Here is a 17,421-nt window from a genome sequence, read left to right as displayed (position 1 = left end):
TTGCCCTATCGGTCAAGAGCATTGCGGTAGCGAGCTTATCGGGAGCCCTTGACACGCCATGGCCTTGCACTCGTAACATGCCACTGGCGTTACACAGATATGTCACACCGAGGAACGGACGACGACGTGGCGGAGAACGAGGACAAGGCAGCGATCATCGAGTTGCTCAACCTGTACGGGTTCGCGCTGGATGCCCACGCCTGGGATCTGTTCGACCTGGTTTTCTCCGACGACGTGACCGCGGAGTTCGGCCCGGCAGGCAACGCCTGGGTGGGGCTGGAGAACTTCAAGCGGTCCTTCGCGGAGTTCCACGAGACCCTCGACAGCCATCAGCACACGATGATGGGGCAACTGGTCCACCTCGACGGCGACAAGGCCTACGCGTTCAGCTACGGAAACTGGCTGCTGATCCGCGAAGCGGCCGAGGACGGTCCTACGTGGACGGGCACCGGCTGGTACGACGACGAACTCGTCCGGACCGATGGCGGGTGGCGCATCCAGCGACGTGTGTGCCGGCTGATGTCCTGGACCGGCAACCCCTTCGTGCCCGAGCCCAACGCCGAGCACCGCCCGGACATGAAGCTCAACGTCCTGCGTGAGCACGCGGACGCCGGACGGATCATGTTCCTCAACGCCATCGGGAAGTCGCGGTGACCGAGGCCTTCGACGTCCGCATCGGTGTCTTCGCGGGTCCCACCGCCGGCCTGCGATACCAGACCCCGACACGAGCAGGCGTCACGAACGAGCGCGGCGAGTTCCACTTCGCCAAGGGGGAAACGGTCTCCTTTCTCCTCGGAGGACTCGTCCTGGGGTCGGTATCGGGTGCGCCGGTGGTCAACCTGGCGCAACTGGTCAAGCGGGCGGACGGGCGGATCGACAAGCTCCGCGACCCGGCGGTGACCAACCTCGCCCGATTGGTCCAGTCCCTGGACCAGGACGGCGATGTGAAAGCCGGGGTGACGATCGCGCCGCCCGTGCACGACCTCATCGGACCGGTGGTGATCAACTTCGACCAGAGCGAAGCCGCTTTTGCGACCGACCCCATGGTCGAGGACCTACTCCGCATTCTCGACACGGCGCCGGACGTCCGCGCAGCGAGGACGCCGCGGAAACTGCGGACCGCGGAAGCTGCCCGCAACGAACTCAGACGCAACATCCGCGGCATCATCAAGACCACCGACGTCCGCATCCCCCTGCGCGACGGGTCCTTCGTCCATGCCGACGTCTTCCGGCCGGCCGGCGACGGGCAGTACCCGGTCGTGATGAACAAGGGCTTCTACGGCAAAGCCTTCAACCACGGCGCCATCTCCAATGACGAGCAGGCACAGGAGAAGGAGGTGCTGGAGGACCGGTTCTTCTCCGGCAACCCCGACGGCCTGCAGTACGAGAACCACGAAAGCGTCGACTCGTCGGTCTGGGTCCCGCACGGCTACGTGTGCATCCGGGTCGACAGCCGCGGCGTCGGCACCAGCCCCGGCCTACAGGCGCCCTTCAGCGTCCAACAGTCCGAGGACTACTTCGACGCGATCGAGTGGGCCGGAACCCAGCCGTGGTCCAACGGCAACATCGGTCTATGGGGCATGTCCTACCTGGCCATGACCCAGCACATGGTCGCCGGCCTGCAACCACCGCACCTGAAGGCGATGATCGCGCTCGGCACCGACGCCGACCTCTACAACGAGGCCACCTACGGCGGCGGCCTGTTCGGCGAGGGCTTCTGGCAGTGGTGGTGGAAAATCATGTCCGGCCACAACTTCAGCGGCGGGCAGCGGCCCGAGACGGACTGGATGGCCCGCCTGCGCGCCACCGAGTTCAACGACCCGCAAGCCTACGGCACTCGGGGTTCGGTCTTCATGAACGCCGACCTGGCCAGGGCCACAACCCCCGTCTGGATAGTCGGCCCGCAAACCGGCGTCACCATCCACCAACTGGGCAGCAGTGAGACCTACATCCACTCGACCGCGGCCTCGGCCAGGCGATTCGACTTCGTGGACGCCTGGTTCCCACACAGCTATGCGGAATCGACCATCCGCGAGCACATGCGGTTCTTCGACCACTTCCTCAACGGCGTGGACAACGGAGTCCCGGACGAGCCGCCCGTCCGGGTCCAGGTCAGGACCGGCAACGGTGCGCACCTCGTCCTGCACGAGCAGGAGTGGCCGATCGCGCGGACCGAGTACCGGCGCTGGTACCTCGACGCCGGCCCCTCGGACTGGACCGGCGACGGCAGGCGTGACGACATCCTCCGGATCGTCGAGTCGATACCCGACGTCGAGCGGCAGGCGGACTACGACGCCCATCTGGACCTCGGCCGGCCCATCCCCGCACCGACCGGGCACGTGGGCGGCACCCCGCGGTGGTCGACAGGCGTCTCCTTCGTCAGCGCTCCCCTGACCACCGACCTGACGCTCGCCGGCTACATGAAGGTCGGCCTGTGGGTGTCGTCGACCAGCACCGACATGGACGTCTTCGTGTCGCTGCGCGTCATCGACGAGCACGACCGGGAGATTCGCTACGAATCGGTGGTGCTGCCCATCGACCCGGCACACGTGCATCCCGTCGGGCACGGGTTGCTCAAGGTGTCGCGGCGCGCGCTCGACACGAAGCGGTCCACCGACTACTGGCCGGTCCACACCCACACCGAGTCCGATCACCAGCCGCTGCGCAACGGCGAGGTCGTGCCCATCGAGGTGGGGCTCTACCCGAGCACCGCGCTCATCCGGGCGGGCTCGCGGCTGCGCATCGACATCCAGCCCTACACCCCGGCGGGCATACCGGCCCGAGCCTACGACGAGAGCTACCACGTCGGCGCGGTGAACACCGTCCACACCGGACCTGGACACCCCAGTTACGTGCAGCTTCCACTGATCGACCGACACGACACGGAGACCCACGATGCTCGTCACTGACAGGTCCACGACGCTCGCGGCCGTGATGGAGAAGGTGCGCGAGCTCGGGCCGACCCTGCGCGCCAACGCGCTGGACGCCGAACGCGCGGGCCGCCACACAGACGCGACGATCGCCGCCCTCGACGCCACCGGCGCCTTCGACATCGCCAGTCCCGCGGAGTTCGGGGGCGCCGAACTCCCGGTCCGCCAGCAGCTCGACGTCGTCACCGAGGTCTCCTCGTGGGACGGCTCGGCCGGATGGACCGTGTGGGTGGCGGCTTCCACGAACTGGATCCCGGCCGGCTCGGGCGCGCAGGTCGTCGAGGAGGTCTACGGCCCCGACTGGGTAGGCCCCCGTGTGGCCGGCTCGAGCCACTTCCCGGCGTCGCGTGGGCGAGCGCAGCGGGTCGACGGCGGCTGGGTCATCTCCGGCGGCCCCTGGACGTTCGGCAGTGACGCGCTGTGGGCGCCGTACACCAACCTGGGCTGTATCGCCGACGACGGCGACGGCCCGTACTTGGTGGGCGTCCAGGTTCCCCGCGACGAGCTTCGGTTCCTCGACGACTGGCAGGTCGCCGGCATGTGCGCCACGGGCAGCGTTTCCATCACCCTCGCCGCCGACGAGCTGTTCGTCCCGGACTACCGCGTCGTCGACTTCCGTGACGTCGTGGCCGGCACCCTGGACAACGGGCTCGCCGGGTCGCTGTGGAAGGCGCCGTCGCTGGGCTGGGCGTTCAGCCTCATGGCCGGCATGTCCATCGGGCTCGCCCAGGGCGTCTTGGACCGCTTCCTCGAACGCTCCGCCGGCCGACCCGTCCGCGGCACGACGTACAAAAACCAGCTCGAGGCGCCGTTGACGCACCTCATGCTCACCGAGGTCCACAGCAAGATCCGGTCGGCGACGCTGATGGCGCAGGCCAACGCAGAGGAGACCGACCAGCTCGGTGAGCTCGCCGCTGCCGGCACGCCCGCGTCGCCGGAGTACCTGCAGCGGTTCGGCGCCCGCGTCCTCGCCGAGACCGCTTATGCCGCCAAGTGGTGCGCCGAGGCGATCGAACTGCTCCAACGCAACTCGGGCTCGACCGCCATCATGGACTTCGAGCCGATCCAGCGGGCCTGGCGCGACGCGCGCGTCGTCACCCTGCACGGCGCGCTAAACCTCGAAGCGCTGTCCGAGAACTACGGACGGCTGATGGCCGGCATCCAGCCACACGACTTCGCCGGGATCACCACGCTCAACCGGTCCGCCCCAAGCCCGGCAAGCAAAACCGGTTGAACCGAGCCGAACCGCCGGGGGGCGGCACCCATGCCTCCCGCAGTGATCATCTCAGACAGCATCTCGAAATCGAACGGAGCCGGACAGGATGCCCGAGGGAACCGCCACGCGGCACGGCACGGTGTGAGCAGCCGTCGCTACCGTCGCGAACCCCCAGTTCGGCTCGACGACGTCGCCGGCCCACACGGCCGGCACAGCGCTCGTGGCCGTGGCTGCGGCACCACTGAGCCCGCTGGATCTGCTCGTCGCCTCCGGGTCGTTTCCCTCGGCGCTGCCACGACGCCCCGTACGTCCTTGGCAGCGACTGTGGGCGTCGTGCTCGGCTCCGTTCGGGGCTTGACCTTTGAGGGGCTCTACTTGCAACGGACACGTTCACGGTCTGGGCGGCGGCGGTGCCGGTGGTCTCGTAGACGGTGGAGTAGTCGGTGCCGTTGGTGAACTTGAGCGAGATGTAGCTGCCGTTGGCCCGGTTCCCGCCGAGGTAGCCGCTCGCGGAGCCGGTGAGGAATTTCCAGCCGGGCTGGGTGAACTGGGCGACCTGGGCGTTGGCCCAGAGGTTCTTGCCCAGCTGGTAGGAGCCCGACCACGGCGACCCGGCGACGGCCAGCGCAACCGTGGCGTACGGGAGGTTGGGGTAGAGCGCCGCGACCAGCGGCCAGTTCATGAATCCGGTCATCTGACCGTCGAGGTAGCCGCGGGTGATGCTGCGGATGTACGGCACCGACCCGGAGTTGTAGTCCTGCGAGCCGAACTCGCTGGCCCACAGCGGTTTCCCGGTCGCCACCGCGTTCGCCGACGAGGCACAGGAGGTCGCATCGGACAGGTAGCCGCACGGGTAATGCGAGCCGACCACACCGACGGCGTTGTTGAAGGCGGGATCGGCGAGCATGTCGTCGGCGGTGTCCCACCCGGAGTCGTCACCGACGATCTGCACCGAAGCATAACCCCTGGCGTTCAACGCGGAGCGCAGGTTCTTGTACAAGGTCTTGTCGTGGCTGCGTTCGTTCCAGCCGCCGAGGTAGCTGATCGTCAGTCCGTGTCCCTTGGCGCAGTCCAGCCAGGAGATGTCGTAGTCGATCATGTCCTGGGTCCAGAAGTTGCCGTTGCCGATCCATCCCGGCGCGGCCCAGGGCAAAGCCACCAGTTTGATGTTCGGGTTGCGGGCGACGGCTTCCTTGCCGAGCCAGAACTCGTAGCCGACATCGCAGTTGATCTCACCGCGCACGTGCTGGTGGCTGGGCTCGGCGCCGTCGGTGGAGTTCGCGTCGCCACCGATCTCCAACTTCAACAGCTGGACCGCGGCGCCGTAGTTCGGCTTGAACAGGTAATCGAGGATCTGAGCCCGTTGAGCAGGCGGATAATCGATCAACAGGCGGGAGTTGCCGCCGCCGCTGATCGCGCCGACCCAGTCGAACGTCCGCCCGATGCTGGCACCGTTGACGGCGACCGTGGTAGTGACAGCCTCGGCCGCTGAAGCCGAGCATGCGCCCGACACCATCGAGGCGATCAACAGCGCGGCGATGGCCAGGAGCCGGCGGAAGGCGCGTCCGGGATCAGGGTGCGATATGGAGTGTCCTCCTTCGACGTTGACGGAGACAGCACCGCGCGTCTGCTCGCGGGAAGGACCGATGACCCGGCACGACACAGGGTGCGCACCATCGCCGAAGATGGTTCGCCGCCAAGAATGGCCACCTCGCGCGAAGAGTCGAGACGCGGCTTGCGCAACCGAGTACTCGCTATCACTTTCGTGTGTGATCAAACCTGCTGTCAATGTCTGTCCGCAAGCTTGTCTATGTTGTCAGTCCCGTCTCAATTCACCTTCACCCACTTGACCTAGACCACTGGCTTCGCGCCACCTGTCAGCACGCGCGAAATCCACGATCAACGAGCACGAATATTTCGAAGGCGCGTCCGAAACGTTTCGACATGAACTCCTGAGAGCGCTCCCACGGACAGCCTCAGAACTGAGATACCTTGCACCACAACCATTTTGTCCATGGCCGTACCTTTGAAACGATTCATGCCCACTCTTCCGAGGAAGTCGCCGAACCGTTTTCGAAAGACCGACTCTGCCCCCTATTGACGTGGTCTGGACCGCCTGGCACTCTCGGCTCGGAGAGCGCTCTCACGCTTCCCTTCCCTGCACCAGGAGATGTCGTGAGATTGATCGCGCAAAGCTGCGTGGCGGCATTGGCCGCCGCGCTCGTTTCCATTCCCATCGTTGCCTCCGCCTCTGAGGCGACAACGTTGTCAAATGCCTTGAGCCGTGACCTGGGCCTGTCGCCGGCTCACGCCGCCGTGCGTCAAGACCGCGAATTGCGGTCCGGCCCGGTGGAGACCGCGTTGCGCGCGAAGTTGTCGGATCGCTTCGGCGGCGCGTGGTTGGACAACGGGACGCTGAAGATCGGAGTGCTGGACGAGGCCGACGCCGCGATCGTCCGGGCGGCAGGCGCCGCGGCCGTGCCCGTCAGCCGCTCCGAGCAGACGTTGAACTCGGAGAAGTTGTTGCTGGACAAGGCGTCCGCACCGGCGGATGTGTACACGTGGTACGTCGACCCGACATCGAACTCGGTGGTGGTCGAGGCCGCGACCGCCGACGCCGCGCGCTCGTTCGCCTCGAAGGCGGGGGTGTCCGTGCGGACTCGGGTGTCCGAAGCTCCGCGTCCGCTCTACGACATCCGCGGTGGCGACCAGTACGTCATCAACAGAAACGTGCTGTGCTCGGTGGGTTTCTCGGTCGACGGCGGCTTCGTCACGGCCGGGCACTGCGGTGGCACCGGGTCCCCGACCCTGGGCTACAACAACGTCGACCAGGGCACGTTCGCCGGTTCCTCCTTCCCCGGCAACGACTACGCGTGGGTCCGCACCAACTCCAACTGGACGCCCACGCCCTACGTCAACGACTACGCGGGCGGGAGCGTCGCGGTCTCCGGTTCACAGGAGGCGGGTATCGGCGCGTCGGTGTGCCGTTCCGGTAGGACCTCGGGCTGGCACTGCGGCACGATCCAGGCCAAGGACGTGACGGCGAACTACTCCAACGGCCCGGTGTACGGCCTCACCTCGACGAACGCGTGCGCGGAGGGCGGCGACTCCGGTGGTGCGTGGCTCGCGGGCAACCAGGCCCAGGGCGTGACGTCCGGCGGATCGGGAGACTGCAAGACCGGTGGCGGCACGCTGTTCCAGCCGCTGAACGAAATCCTGTCCACCTACGGGCTGCGGCTGTCCACGACCGGTGGTGGCAGCAGCAACCGGATCATCGGCTACCAGGACAAGTGCGTCGACGTCCCGAACTCCAACGGCGCGCAGGGCCAGCGGTTGGCCACGTGGGACTGCAACGGCGGCGCGAACCAGAACTGGACGTTCGCGGGCGACGGCACGGTCCGCGCGCTGGGCCTGTGCATGGACGTCAACGGAGGTGGGAACGCGAACGGCACGGCCATCCAACTGTGGGGCTGCAACGGCTCGGCGGCGCAGCAGTTCGTGTTGAGCGGAGCGGGTGACCTGGTGAACCCGCAGGCGAACAAGTGCGTCGACATCACCGGGTTCGGCGGCATCGGCACGCCTCTGGAGCTGTGGGACTGCACCGGCGGCGCGAACCAGAAGTGGCGACGCGGATAGACCGTCCCGCGGTGAAGCGCGAAGACGCGTCGACGTCGTAGCCCGACCAAGGCGCGCCCGCTCCCCGAGAACGACCGCCGGGCGCGCCTTGGTCCCTCCCCCTGCCGCAAAACCGAACCTGGAGTCGCGATGAGAGCACGTCTGCGCACGTCGACATTAGTCAGCACCCTGCTCATGGGCCTCCTGGTCGCGGTCGCCCCCGGCACGGCGACAGCCGCCCCGGTCGCGGACCCCGCATCCCTGGTCAACCCGTTCCTGGGCACGTCCCACGAGGGCAACACCTTCCCCGGCGCGGACGCGCCGTTCGGCATGGTGCAGTGGAGCCCGGACACACCGTCACGTCCGCCGGGCGGGAACTACGCCTACGGCGACAACACCATCACCGGCTTCAGCCTGACGCACCTGTCCGGTCCCGGGTGCAACGCGACGGCCGACATCCCCATCCTGCCGACCACCGGCGCGGTCAACGGCGGTGCGACGTCGACCTTCACCCACGCCAACGAGTCCGCGAGCGCGGGCGCTTACACGGTGGCGTTGGACAACGGCGTCAAATCCGAACTGACGGCCACCACCCGATCCGGCATGGCCCGCTTCACGTTCCCCTCCACCACCCAGGCGAACCTGCTGTTCAAGCTGGGGGCGGCGGCGACGAGCACCACCGACCTTACTGACCTTTCGGAGTCAGGGTCCGGGAGATCGTGTTCATGGCGGGACGAGGCCAGTGGCGGCGAGGAACCCGTCGGCGAGGGTAGGCCGGTACTGCATGCTTTTGAGTCGATTACGGGTGATGCGGGTCAGGTCGTCGATGGTTCCGGCGGCGAGGTTGGCCATGCCGCGTTTCATGCTCGACCAGATATTCTCCGTCGGGTTCAACTCCGGGGCATAGCCGGGTAGTTGATAGACGCGTAACCACGGCCGGGCTGCGACCAGCGCCCGCATCCTGGCGGACCTGTGCGCGGGCAGACCGTCCCAGACGAGCACGATCGGCCCGCCCAGCTGCTGGTGGGCGTTGTCGAGCAGGGCAGCGAAGTGAATCTCTCCAAAGCCTCTCGGCTCACCTTTGCGTCCTCTGTGGACCAGGATCCGGTATAACAGTCGGCTGCGTTGTCCCGAGCGGTAGGCGGCGATCCCGGCGATGGACAGCTTGCGTCCGCTGCGGCCGGCGACGCTCACGATGGGGGTTGTGCCCCGCGGGGCCCAGGTACGGGCCCTGGCCGGTCTCAGCGTGATGCCGGACTCGTCGGCGAAGCAGATCCACGCGCCCAGCCTGCGCGCGACCCTTTTACCGCCGGCCATTGATACCGCCGCCAGTGCTCGATGGCGTGTTCGTCGCGCTCGACGGCGCGGGCGACGGGTTGCTGCGGGGTGAACCCGGCCTGGTGCAGCACCTGCCACACCGTGGTGATTCCCACCGTGGTGTGGAACATCCGGCCGATCAGTGTCCGCACCCGCGCCAGGGTCCACCGTTGATCCTCGGCCCACCCGGCTGCCGCCGGACCGTCCCGCACCACCGCCACCAACCGTTGCACCTGGGCCTGCGACAACCGACCGTCCGGACCCGGTGCACCTCGTGATGCCAGTGCCTGTTCGCCGCCAGCCGTCCAGGCCCGCCGCCACGTGTACGCCGATTTCGTGGAGACTTCCAATGCGGTGGCGACCTGCATCGCGCTCATCCCGTCGGCGAACATCACGGCCGCCTGCCTGCGTATCTGCTCGCGTCGGGCCCGGCCCTGCGGGCCGACCCCACCACCATCGCCATATCGCATGTCTGGTCAACGGCGAAACGTGGACCAGCGGCGATCACCCAAACCGGTGAAGTGGACTTGAGGCAGACCCTGACCCCGAAAGATCAGTAAGTTCACCGCCGTGAGCAGCACCGAGGTCAGCGGTTCGGTGACCTCCGGCCACTTCTGCGCGTCCAGCCCGACCTACACCCTCTACTTCAACATGGTGTTCGACCGTCCCTTCACCACCACCGGCACCTTCTCCAGCGGCAACTCGGTCACCTTCGACACCTCCGGCAACCGGGTGGTCCAGGCGAAGGTCGGTCTGTCGTACGTGTCGAACGACGGCGCCAAGGCCAACCGGGTCGCGGAGAACCCCAACTGGGACCTCGGTGCGACCCGGCAGTCCACGAAGGACTCCTGGAACGGTCTGCTCCGCAGGATCGGTATCTCGGGCGGCACCACCGACCAGCAGGTGGTGTTCTACACCGCGCTCTACCACTCGCTGCTGCACCCCAACGTCGTCAGCGACGTCGACGGCCGCTACCGGGGCTTCGACCACCAGGTGCACACCGTGTCTGGCGGCCAGGCGGCGCAGTACGGCAACTTCTCCGGCTGGGACATCTACCGCTCCCAGGCGCAACTGATGGCCCTGGTCGCGCCGAAGCAGGCCGGTGACAGCGCCCAGTCGCTGGTCAACGACCACGCCCAGGGCGGGACGCTGCCGAAGTGGTCGCTCAACGAGTACGACACGTACGTGATGAACGGCGATTCGGCTCCGGCGATCATCGCGGACTACTACGCCTTCGGCGCCCGCGGCTTCGACACCGGAGCGGCGAAGAACGCCATGGTCGGCCAGGGCACCCGCCTCAACAGCATCAGGACGGGCCTGGAATACCTGTCCAACTACGGCTACCTGCCGTCGGACGCCACCTACCCGTACGGGTTCTACGGTTCGGTGGCGACACTGCTGGAGTACTCCACGACGGACTTCGCGATCGGCGCGTTCGCCGGGGCGCTGGGCGACACCGCGACCCGCGACCAGTTCGTCAACCGGGCGCAGAACTGGCGCAACACCTTCAACCCCGCGAGCGGGTTCATGCAGCCCAAGCTCAAGGACGGGTCGTGGCGATCCGGGTTCACCCCGACCAGCGGCGACCAGTTCGTCGAGGGAACCTCCTGGCAGTACACCGGAATGGTCCCCTTCAACGTGCGCGGGCTGGCCGACGCGATGGGCGGCAACGCGAAGCTGGCCGCCTACCTCGACAGCGTGCTCTCCAACCTGCACGGCTCCGGTGGATCGCACGCCGACCTCGGCAACGAGCCTTCGATCGAACTGCCGTGGGAGTACGCCTACATCGGGCAGCCGTGGAAGACCCAGAAGGTCGTCCGCCAGGTACAGAACGAGATGTGGCCCAACTCCCCCGCGAACTGGAGCGTCGGCAACGACGACCTCGGCACGATGAGCGCCTGGTACGTGTGGTCGGCCATGGGCGTGTTCCCCATGTCGCCGGGCACCTCGGACCTGGTGCTGGGCAGTCCGCTGTTCACCACGACCACGGTCGCGCTCGGCGGTGGCGGCACGATCACCATCAACGCCCCGCAAGCGGCCACCAACGCCCCGTACGTGCAGAGCGCCACCCTCAATGGCGCCACCTGGAACAACGCCTACCTCCCGGCGAATTTCGCCACCTCGGGCGGCACGCTGAACCTCACCCTCGGCACCACTGCGAACACCTCGTGGGCCACAAGCCCGTCCTCCGCGCCGCCCTCCTACACGGGTGACGGTGGCGCCCAGCCGCCCGCCACGCCGGTCGGGCCGTCGGGAGCGATCGCGTCGGGTGTCGCCGGGAAGTGCCTCGACGACGCCGGGGGCAGTTCCGCCAGTGGCACGCCCGCTCAGGTCTACGACTGCAACTGGACCGCGGGGCAGCGCTGGACCCTTCCAGGCGATGGCACGGTGATGATGTTCGGGAAGTGCCTGGACATCAACGGCGGCGGCACCGCCAACGGCACCAAGGTGCAACTCTGGGACTGCAACCTCGGCAACGCCCAGCAGTGGGTCCCCCAGCCCGCCACCGGAGCGCTGCGCAACCCGACGTCGGGGCGCTGCCTCGACGACCCGAACAGCAGCACCGCCAATGGCACCCAATTGGTGATCTGGGACTGCTCCGCCGGCGCGAACCAGAGATGGACGCTACCGAAGGCGCGCACAGGCGCACTGACCTCGGTCAACTCGGGCAAATGCCTCGACGACAACACCGCGAGCAAGACCAACGGGTCCAAGATCCAGATCTGGGCGTGCAACGGCTCGTCCGCGCAGTCGATCCACGTTCCCGGCGACGGGACGCTCCGGATCTACAACAGGTGCGTGGACGCAACCGGCGGCGGCACCGCGAACGGGACCCCCGTCGTGCTGTGGGACTGCTCGGGCGGCGCGAACCAGCAATGGACACCGGTCAACGGCACGCTCGTCAACCCGGCATCGGGCAAGTGCCTCGACAATCCCGGTTCCAGCACCACCGACGGCACCCAGCTCGTCATCTGGGACTGCTCCGGCGGCACCAACCAGCAGTGGACGCTGCCGAACCCGTAGCCCCGCTCCCGGACGGACATCCGTGAACCTCGGACAGGAGGATGCACATGCGTAGATCCGCATCGATTCTCGTTGCAGTGACAGCGTTCCTCGTCGTCTCGGCAGGCGTACCGATCGCCCAGGGTGCCCAGAACCCGATTCCAGCCACGGTGATGCCTTTGACAGTCAACACCAACGCCGCTTTCGACGCGCTGAACAGGGCGTTCCTGGTCTCCGACGGTGACCGGCGGTACTACAAGGAGTCCCTGGGCAAGACCGGGAAGGATTACTTCTGGCGGCAAGCGCTCGACATCCAGGCGGCCGAGGACGTCTACGACAGCACCAGGCGTCCTGAGACCCGCGATCTGATCGGCCGCCTGTTGGACACCTTTCTCCAGCAGAACCAGGGCGCCGGCGGCCTGTACGACTGGAATTGGAACGAGTACAACGACGACCTGCTGTGGGCCGGTCTGGCGTTCGCGCGCGGCTACCGGATCACGAACAACCGCGTCTACCTGACACAGGCGCAGTACGCCTTCACCAGGATGTACGACCGGGGCTGGGACAGCGCGCTGGGCGGCGGCGTGTGGTGGAGTGTCGAGAAGCGGGACAAGAGCGCGCTGAGCAACAGTCCGGCGGTGATCCTGGGTGGCCTGATCTTCGAGTCGACCGGTGACCGCGCCTACCTGGACAAGGCACGCGCGATTTACGACTGGGTCTGGGGACACCTGCTCGACCGGACGACGGGCGGCGTCCACGAGACCGTCTTGGCCGACGGAACCGTCTCCAGCGGTCAGACGGTGTACTCGGCAGGGGCCTTTGTCGGAGCGGCTCAGGCCATGTATCGCGCCGGCGGACAGCGGTCGATCTTCGACGACGCCAAGCGCACGACCGACTGGGTGATCCGGGAACGCACCGTCAACGGGATCATGACCAACGGGACACGGGAAGGCACGTGGCAGTCGGAGTTCTCCAGGGGGATGGGGGACTTCGTCCGCGAGAACAACTTGTGGGACCAGTACTACGACTTCATGAAGCGCAACGCCGACGCCGCGTGGAACGCACGGCGCACCGACCTGCAACTGACCTGGAACCGGTGGGACGCTCAGACGCCAAGGGACGACACCAGCGCGATCGAAGCCATCGGCTCGGTGATCATGCAAGCCGTCACCCCGACGTCCAAGCCGACCGGCAGCGCGATTGTCGGCAATTGGAACGGGAAGTGTCTCGACGTGCCCGGTGGGAACTTCGCCGACGGTCAGCGCACGGTCGTGTGGGACTGCAACGGCGGTGCGAACCAGAAGTGGGAGTTCGCCGGCGGCGCGGTGCGCACCCAGAACGGCAAGTGCCTCGACGTCAACGGCGGGTCGACAGCGAATGGCGCGGTGATCCAGCTGTGGGGCTGCAACGGCACCGCGGCACAGCAGTTCGTGCTCAGCGGCGCGGGCGACCTGGTCAACCCGCAGGCCAACAAGTGCGTCGACATCGCGGGATGGGACCCCAACAACGGCGCCGTGCTCACCCTGTGGGACTGCGCGGGAACAGCCAATCAGAAGTGGTACCTGGGCTGATCCGCACGAGCAGGTGCGTGATCGACGGCGAAGGCACGAACAGATGCTCGTCGCGTCATGGGACCGCACGGGTGGTGCGAGGAGGCGGTGCGAGTTGCCGACCTCCTGAACGCGACGAATTCTCCACCGAAAGGATGGATATCATGCAGTATTTCCCGCGATGGGCAACGGTCGTGTTGTCAGGACTGACGTTGATCGCGACCTCACTGGTGGGGCAACCGGTCTCAGCGGCCGCTGCCGAGTCGAACAACGGCGTAAGAATCATGCCTTTGGGCGCCTCGATCACCGATGGCTTCACCGTTCCAGGCGGATACCGCGTCGATCTCTGGCAGAAACTGGTCGGTCACGGGAACGTCGTGGACTTCGTCGGGTCGGCCGCCAACGGGCCGTCGAGCCTTGGTGACCACGATCACGAGGGCCACTCGGGCTGGCGGATCGACAACATCGACGCCAACGTGGTCGGCTGGCTCCGAGCTTCCGACCCGCACACCGTCCTGCTGCACATCGGCACCAATGACGTCTTGCAGGACTACGACCTCGCCAACGCTCCCGCCAGGATGTCGGGTCTCATCGACCACATCGTCGCCACCTCGCCCTCCGCGGAGGTCTTCGTGGCCGCCATCGCCCCGTTGGGCAACCCGGTCCAAGAGGTGAAGGTGAAGACCTTCAACGCCGCGTTGCCCGACATCATCGGGCGAAAGGTGGCAGCGGGAAAGCACGTCCACCTCGTCGACATGCACGCGGTGGTGTCCACCGCCGACCTCTCCGATGGCATCCACCCCACTGCGGCCGGTTACGGCAAGATGGCCCAAGCCTGGTACGGCGCGTTGCTCGCGGTCCCGTCGTCGCTCTCCCCCTCCCTGGTCAACCCGCAGTCGGGCCGCTGCCTCGACGTGACGGGTGCGGCCACGGCGGCCGGGGCGAAAACCGAGATCTGGGACTGTCACGGCCGGACGAACCAGCAATGGTCCCGAACGACCGCAGGCGAGCTGCGCGCCTACGGCGATCGCTGTCTCGACGTCACCGGTGGCGCCACCACGTCGGGTTCCGAAGTGATCATCTGGAACTGCACCGGTGGGGACAACCAGAAATGGGTGTTCCGAGCAGACGGCGCGATCGTCGGGGTCGGCTCCGGCAAGTGCCTGGATGTCGCGTCCGGGGCCACGGCGAACGGCAGCCCACTCCGTGTTTGGGACTGCAACGGCACCGGCGCCCAGACCTGGTCCCAGCGCTGAGCCACTCGATCGCGACGAACTCCGATCCCCCCCCAAGAGAGAGGACGATTCCATGCGCGCACGGACCCCGACTTGGTTGGGAGTGTCCCTGCTGCTGGCCTCGACCATCGTCGTGACGGCGGGGTCGTCGCCGAGTTCGGCGGCGACGACCCGTCCGACGGTGACCTTCGCCAATCCCACCACCCAATCGACCCTCGGTGCCGCCTACACCAAAGCGTTGACGAACCTCTTGGACGTCAACACGGTCCGGTACGACCCGGCTGTGTACAACCAGTCCGGTCTCATGACGAATCCCCCGGACACGTTCATCCGCGCCGGTGGCGGCTACGAGCAGCCGTGGACCCGCGACGCGGCGGTCAACTCGTGGAACGCGGCGAGTCTGCTCTCCCCCGAGGTCGCCCGCAACACGCTCTGGTCGGTGGTCCGTCGACAGTCCAACGGGCAGCTGATCGTCAACCAGGACAACCAGTGGTGGGACCAGGTGGTGTGGCTGACCGCGGCCTGGAACCACTATCAGGTCACCGGCGACCGAGCATTCCTCGGCGACGCCTACCAGGCTACGACGAACACGATCACAGCGCGCAAGAATACCAACTTCAACAGCACCTACGGCCTGTTCCAGGGGCCGTCGTTCTTCAACGACGGGATCGCCGGATATCCGGCACCGCCCGCGGACGCCACCGAGAGCCACGGCGGATTCGTCGGCAGCTACCCGACCGACAAGATCATGACGTTGAGCACCAACACGTTGTACTACTCCGCCTACCACAGCGCCGCGCTCATGGCGTCAGCCCTGGGCAAGCCGGCCAACGAGGTCAGCAGCCTCACCTCCGCCGCGGACGCGCTGAAAGCGAGGATCAACCAGTACTTCTGGCTCCCCACCAAGGGGTCGTACGGCTACCTGCTGCACAACGGCGACGGTGCTCCGACCGGGCAGTTGGACGAGTCGGAGGAGGGAACCGGGCTGTCGTTCGCGATCCTGTTCGGCGTCGCAGACAATGATCAAGCCCGTCAGATCGTGCGGAACGCGCACGTCCAGCTCAACGGGATCGTGGACGTCTACCCGCACTTCCCGCGCTACAGCGACACCAATCCCGGTCGGCACAACGTCTCGGTCTGGCCGATGATCCAGGGGTACTGGGCGGAGGCCTCGCTCCGGGCCGGCGATCAGGGCCGGTTCGCCTCGGAGGTGACGACACTGGCGACCCTCGCGAACACCGGCAACGGCTTCTACGAGATCTACAACTTCCGCACGGGCGCACCGGACGGCGGTTGGCAGGGTCCGAACAACCACTGGGGTCCGCTGCGGGACCAGACGTGGTCGGCGACCGCGTACCTGCGGATGCTCTACCAGGGGATGCTCGGCATGGCGTTCCTCGACGACGGCCTCGCGTTCGGGCCGAACCTGCCGTGGGGTTGGGGCGATGTGACTGTGTCCGGACTGCGGTACCGGAACGCGACCCTCAACGTCACCCTGCGCGGTGCGGGCTCGACCATCGCCTCCTACAGGCTCGACGGCGTGACGTCCTCGTCCCGCACGATCCCCAAGTCGCTGACCGGGACGCACACCGTCGAGATCGCCCTGACCGGTGGCGGCGCGGGCCCGGTCCACGGGTATGCCAACCAGTGCCTCGACAACAGCCAGGGCAACACCGCCGATGGCAACCCGGTGCAAATCTGGGGCTGCAACGGCACCAGCGCCCAACAGTGGGCGGTCGGGTCGGGCAGCACGCTGCACGTCTCCGGCAAGTGCCTGGACGTGACCAGTGGCGGCACCGCGAACGGGACGCTCGTCAGCCTGTACGACTGCAACGGCACGGGCGCCCAGGTGTGGCTGCCGCAGCCCAATGGCGCGCTGCGCAACCCCCAGTCGGGCCGCTGCCTCGACGACGTGGGCGCGTCGACCACGTGGGGCACGCAGGTCGCCATCTGGGACTGCAACGGCGGCGCGAACCAGAACTGGTTCCTGCCGGCGTGACCGGACGGTGGAGGACCCGCCGGGCAGCGGGTCCTCCACCTCACGCGGTCTGGCGGGTGTGGTCGCGCTGTTCGACGTTGAACGCCTCGCCCTCGCCCTCGACGTCGACGTGATACGAATCAAACAGCGGGAAACCACCACGCCGCATTGCCGAACAGGGTCATCAGGGGGCACGAGCGTCATCCGCACCAGGAATGTGTCGACCAGGACGCCGAACGCCAGCGCGAAACCCCACAGACTTGATCACGGTGCCGGAGGACAGGACGAAGCCCAGGAAGACCGACGTCATGATCAGGCCCGTCGCGGTGACCACCCGCGCGCTGTGGTCGAAGCCTTCGACGACCGCCCGCCGCGGCGTGGCACCGTGCACGTACGACTCGCGCACGCACTGCACGAAGAACACCTCGCAGTCCATGACAAGGCCGAACAGGATGCCGGTCATCAGGATCGGCAGGAAGCTGATGGTGGGACCGCCGTGTGACACGCCGATCAACTCACCGAGCGAGCCCCACTGGAAGATCGCCACGACGGCGCCGATCGACGCGGCCACCGTGAG

The 17,421-nt window shown here is 67.1% G+C and carries 12 protein-coding genes and 1 pseudogene; 9 read left to right on the top strand and 4 right to left on the bottom strand.

Translation table 11 applies throughout. The features are described from left to right. Positions 1 to 126 precede the first annotated feature (126 nt). Genes RM788_RS32845 through RM788_RS32835 form a run of 3 tightly spaced genes read left to right on the top strand, consistent with a single transcriptional unit; the run spans position 127 to position 4,164 of the window. Positions 127 to 654 carry a nuclear transport factor 2 family protein gene (locus RM788_RS32845; protein WP_315922336.1) on the top strand — a complete coding sequence of 176 codons (528 nt, stop codon included), beginning with the start codon at positions 127 to 129 and terminating at the stop codon, positions 652 to 654. Beyond that, a complete protein-coding gene (locus RM788_RS32840; protein ID WP_315922334.1) occupies positions 651 to 2,909 on the top strand; it encodes a CocE/NonD family hydrolase in 2,259 nt (752 codons plus the stop codon). The genes RM788_RS32845 and RM788_RS32840 overlap by 4 nt, the downstream gene beginning before the upstream one ends. Then, the gene (locus RM788_RS32835; RefSeq protein WP_315922332.1) at positions 2,896 to 4,164 is read left to right on the top strand and encodes an acyl-CoA dehydrogenase family protein; all 1,269 of its coding nucleotides are present in this window, start codon (positions 2,896 to 2,898) and stop codon (positions 4,162 to 4,164) included. Before RM788_RS32840 ends, RM788_RS32835 begins: the two co-directional genes overlap by 14 nt. 46 nt (positions 4,165 to 4,210) lie before the next feature. On the opposite strand, the gene RM788_RS32830 is transcribed toward RM788_RS32835, so the two are convergent. Beyond that, positions 4,211 to 5,809 carry a glycoside hydrolase family 30 protein gene (locus RM788_RS32830; protein ID WP_315922330.1) on the bottom strand — a complete coding sequence of 533 codons (1,599 nt, stop codon included), beginning with the start codon at positions 5,807 to 5,809 and terminating at the stop codon, positions 4,211 to 4,213. Positions 5,810 to 6,507: 698 nt separating this feature from the next. Here RM788_RS32830 and RM788_RS32825 point away from each other — a divergent pair. Together RM788_RS32825 and RM788_RS32820 are read left to right on the top strand one after the other, a co-directional pair. Further along, positions 6,508 to 7,782, top strand: a complete 1,275-nt coding sequence (locus RM788_RS32825) for a ricin-type beta-trefoil lectin domain protein (RefSeq protein WP_315922328.1) — start codon at positions 6,508 to 6,510, stop codon at positions 7,780 to 7,782. Positions 7,783 to 7,911: 129 nt separating this feature from the next. Then, positions 7,912 to 8,427 (top strand): annotated as a pseudogene (locus tag RM788_RS32820) (glycoside hydrolase family 92 protein); the annotation flags it as partial. A gap of 57 nt (positions 8,428 to 8,484) precedes the next feature. Here RM788_RS32820 and RM788_RS32815 read toward each other — a convergent pair. Further along, positions 8,485 to 9,078 (bottom strand): transposase, encoded by a 594-nt coding sequence (locus RM788_RS32815; protein WP_315922326.1) that lies wholly within the window; start codon positions 9,076 to 9,078, stop codon positions 8,485 to 8,487. Continuing rightward, positions 9,003 to 9,548, bottom strand: coding sequence for a winged helix-turn-helix domain-containing protein (locus RM788_RS32810; RefSeq protein WP_315922324.1), 546 nt, complete (start codon positions 9,546 to 9,548; stop codon positions 9,003 to 9,005). The genes RM788_RS32815 and RM788_RS32810 overlap by 76 nt, the downstream gene beginning before the upstream one ends. A 100-nt stretch (positions 9,549 to 9,648) precedes the next feature. Between RM788_RS32810 and RM788_RS32805 the strand changes: the two genes are divergently transcribed. From RM788_RS32805 to RM788_RS32790, 4 genes are all read left to right on the top strand, one after another. Beyond that, positions 9,649 to 12,102: a lectin gene (locus tag RM788_RS32805; RefSeq protein ID WP_315922321.1), complete on the top strand. Its 2,454-nt coding sequence runs from the start codon at positions 9,649 to 9,651 to the stop codon at positions 12,100 to 12,102. Between the two features lie 158 nt (positions 12,103 to 12,260). Then, positions 12,261 to 13,652: an RICIN domain-containing protein gene (locus RM788_RS32800; protein WP_315922319.1), complete on the top strand. Its 1,392-nt coding sequence runs from the start codon at positions 12,261 to 12,263 to the stop codon at positions 13,650 to 13,652. Positions 13,653 to 13,669: 17 nt separating this feature from the next. Continuing rightward, positions 13,670 to 14,887, top strand: a complete 1,218-nt coding sequence (locus RM788_RS32795; protein ID WP_315922317.1) for an RICIN domain-containing protein — start codon at positions 13,670 to 13,672, stop codon at positions 14,885 to 14,887. An 82-nt stretch (positions 14,888 to 14,969) separates the two neighbouring features. Then, positions 14,970 to 16,865: a ricin-type beta-trefoil lectin domain protein gene (locus RM788_RS32790; protein ID WP_315922315.1), complete on the top strand. Its 1,896-nt coding sequence runs from the start codon at positions 14,970 to 14,972 to the stop codon at positions 16,863 to 16,865. A 163-nt stretch (positions 16,866 to 17,028) separates the two neighbouring features. Here the strand turns inward: RM788_RS32790 and RM788_RS32785 are convergent, their stop codons facing one another. After that, positions 17,029 to 17,415, bottom strand: a complete 387-nt coding sequence (locus tag RM788_RS32785; RefSeq protein WP_315922311.1) for an MMPL family transporter — start codon at positions 17,413 to 17,415, stop codon at positions 17,029 to 17,031. Positions 17,416 to 17,421: the final 6 nt, after the last annotated feature.

Origin of the sequence: Umezawaea sp. Da 62-37 (assembly GCF_032460545.1) — a bacterium.
In the GTDB taxonomy this organism is placed as follows: domain Bacteria; phylum Actinomycetota; class Actinomycetes; order Mycobacteriales; family Pseudonocardiaceae; genus Umezawaea.
The sequence above is the reverse complement of the archived record's forward strand: the minus strand, read 5'-3'. Positions and strand labels throughout refer to the sequence as shown.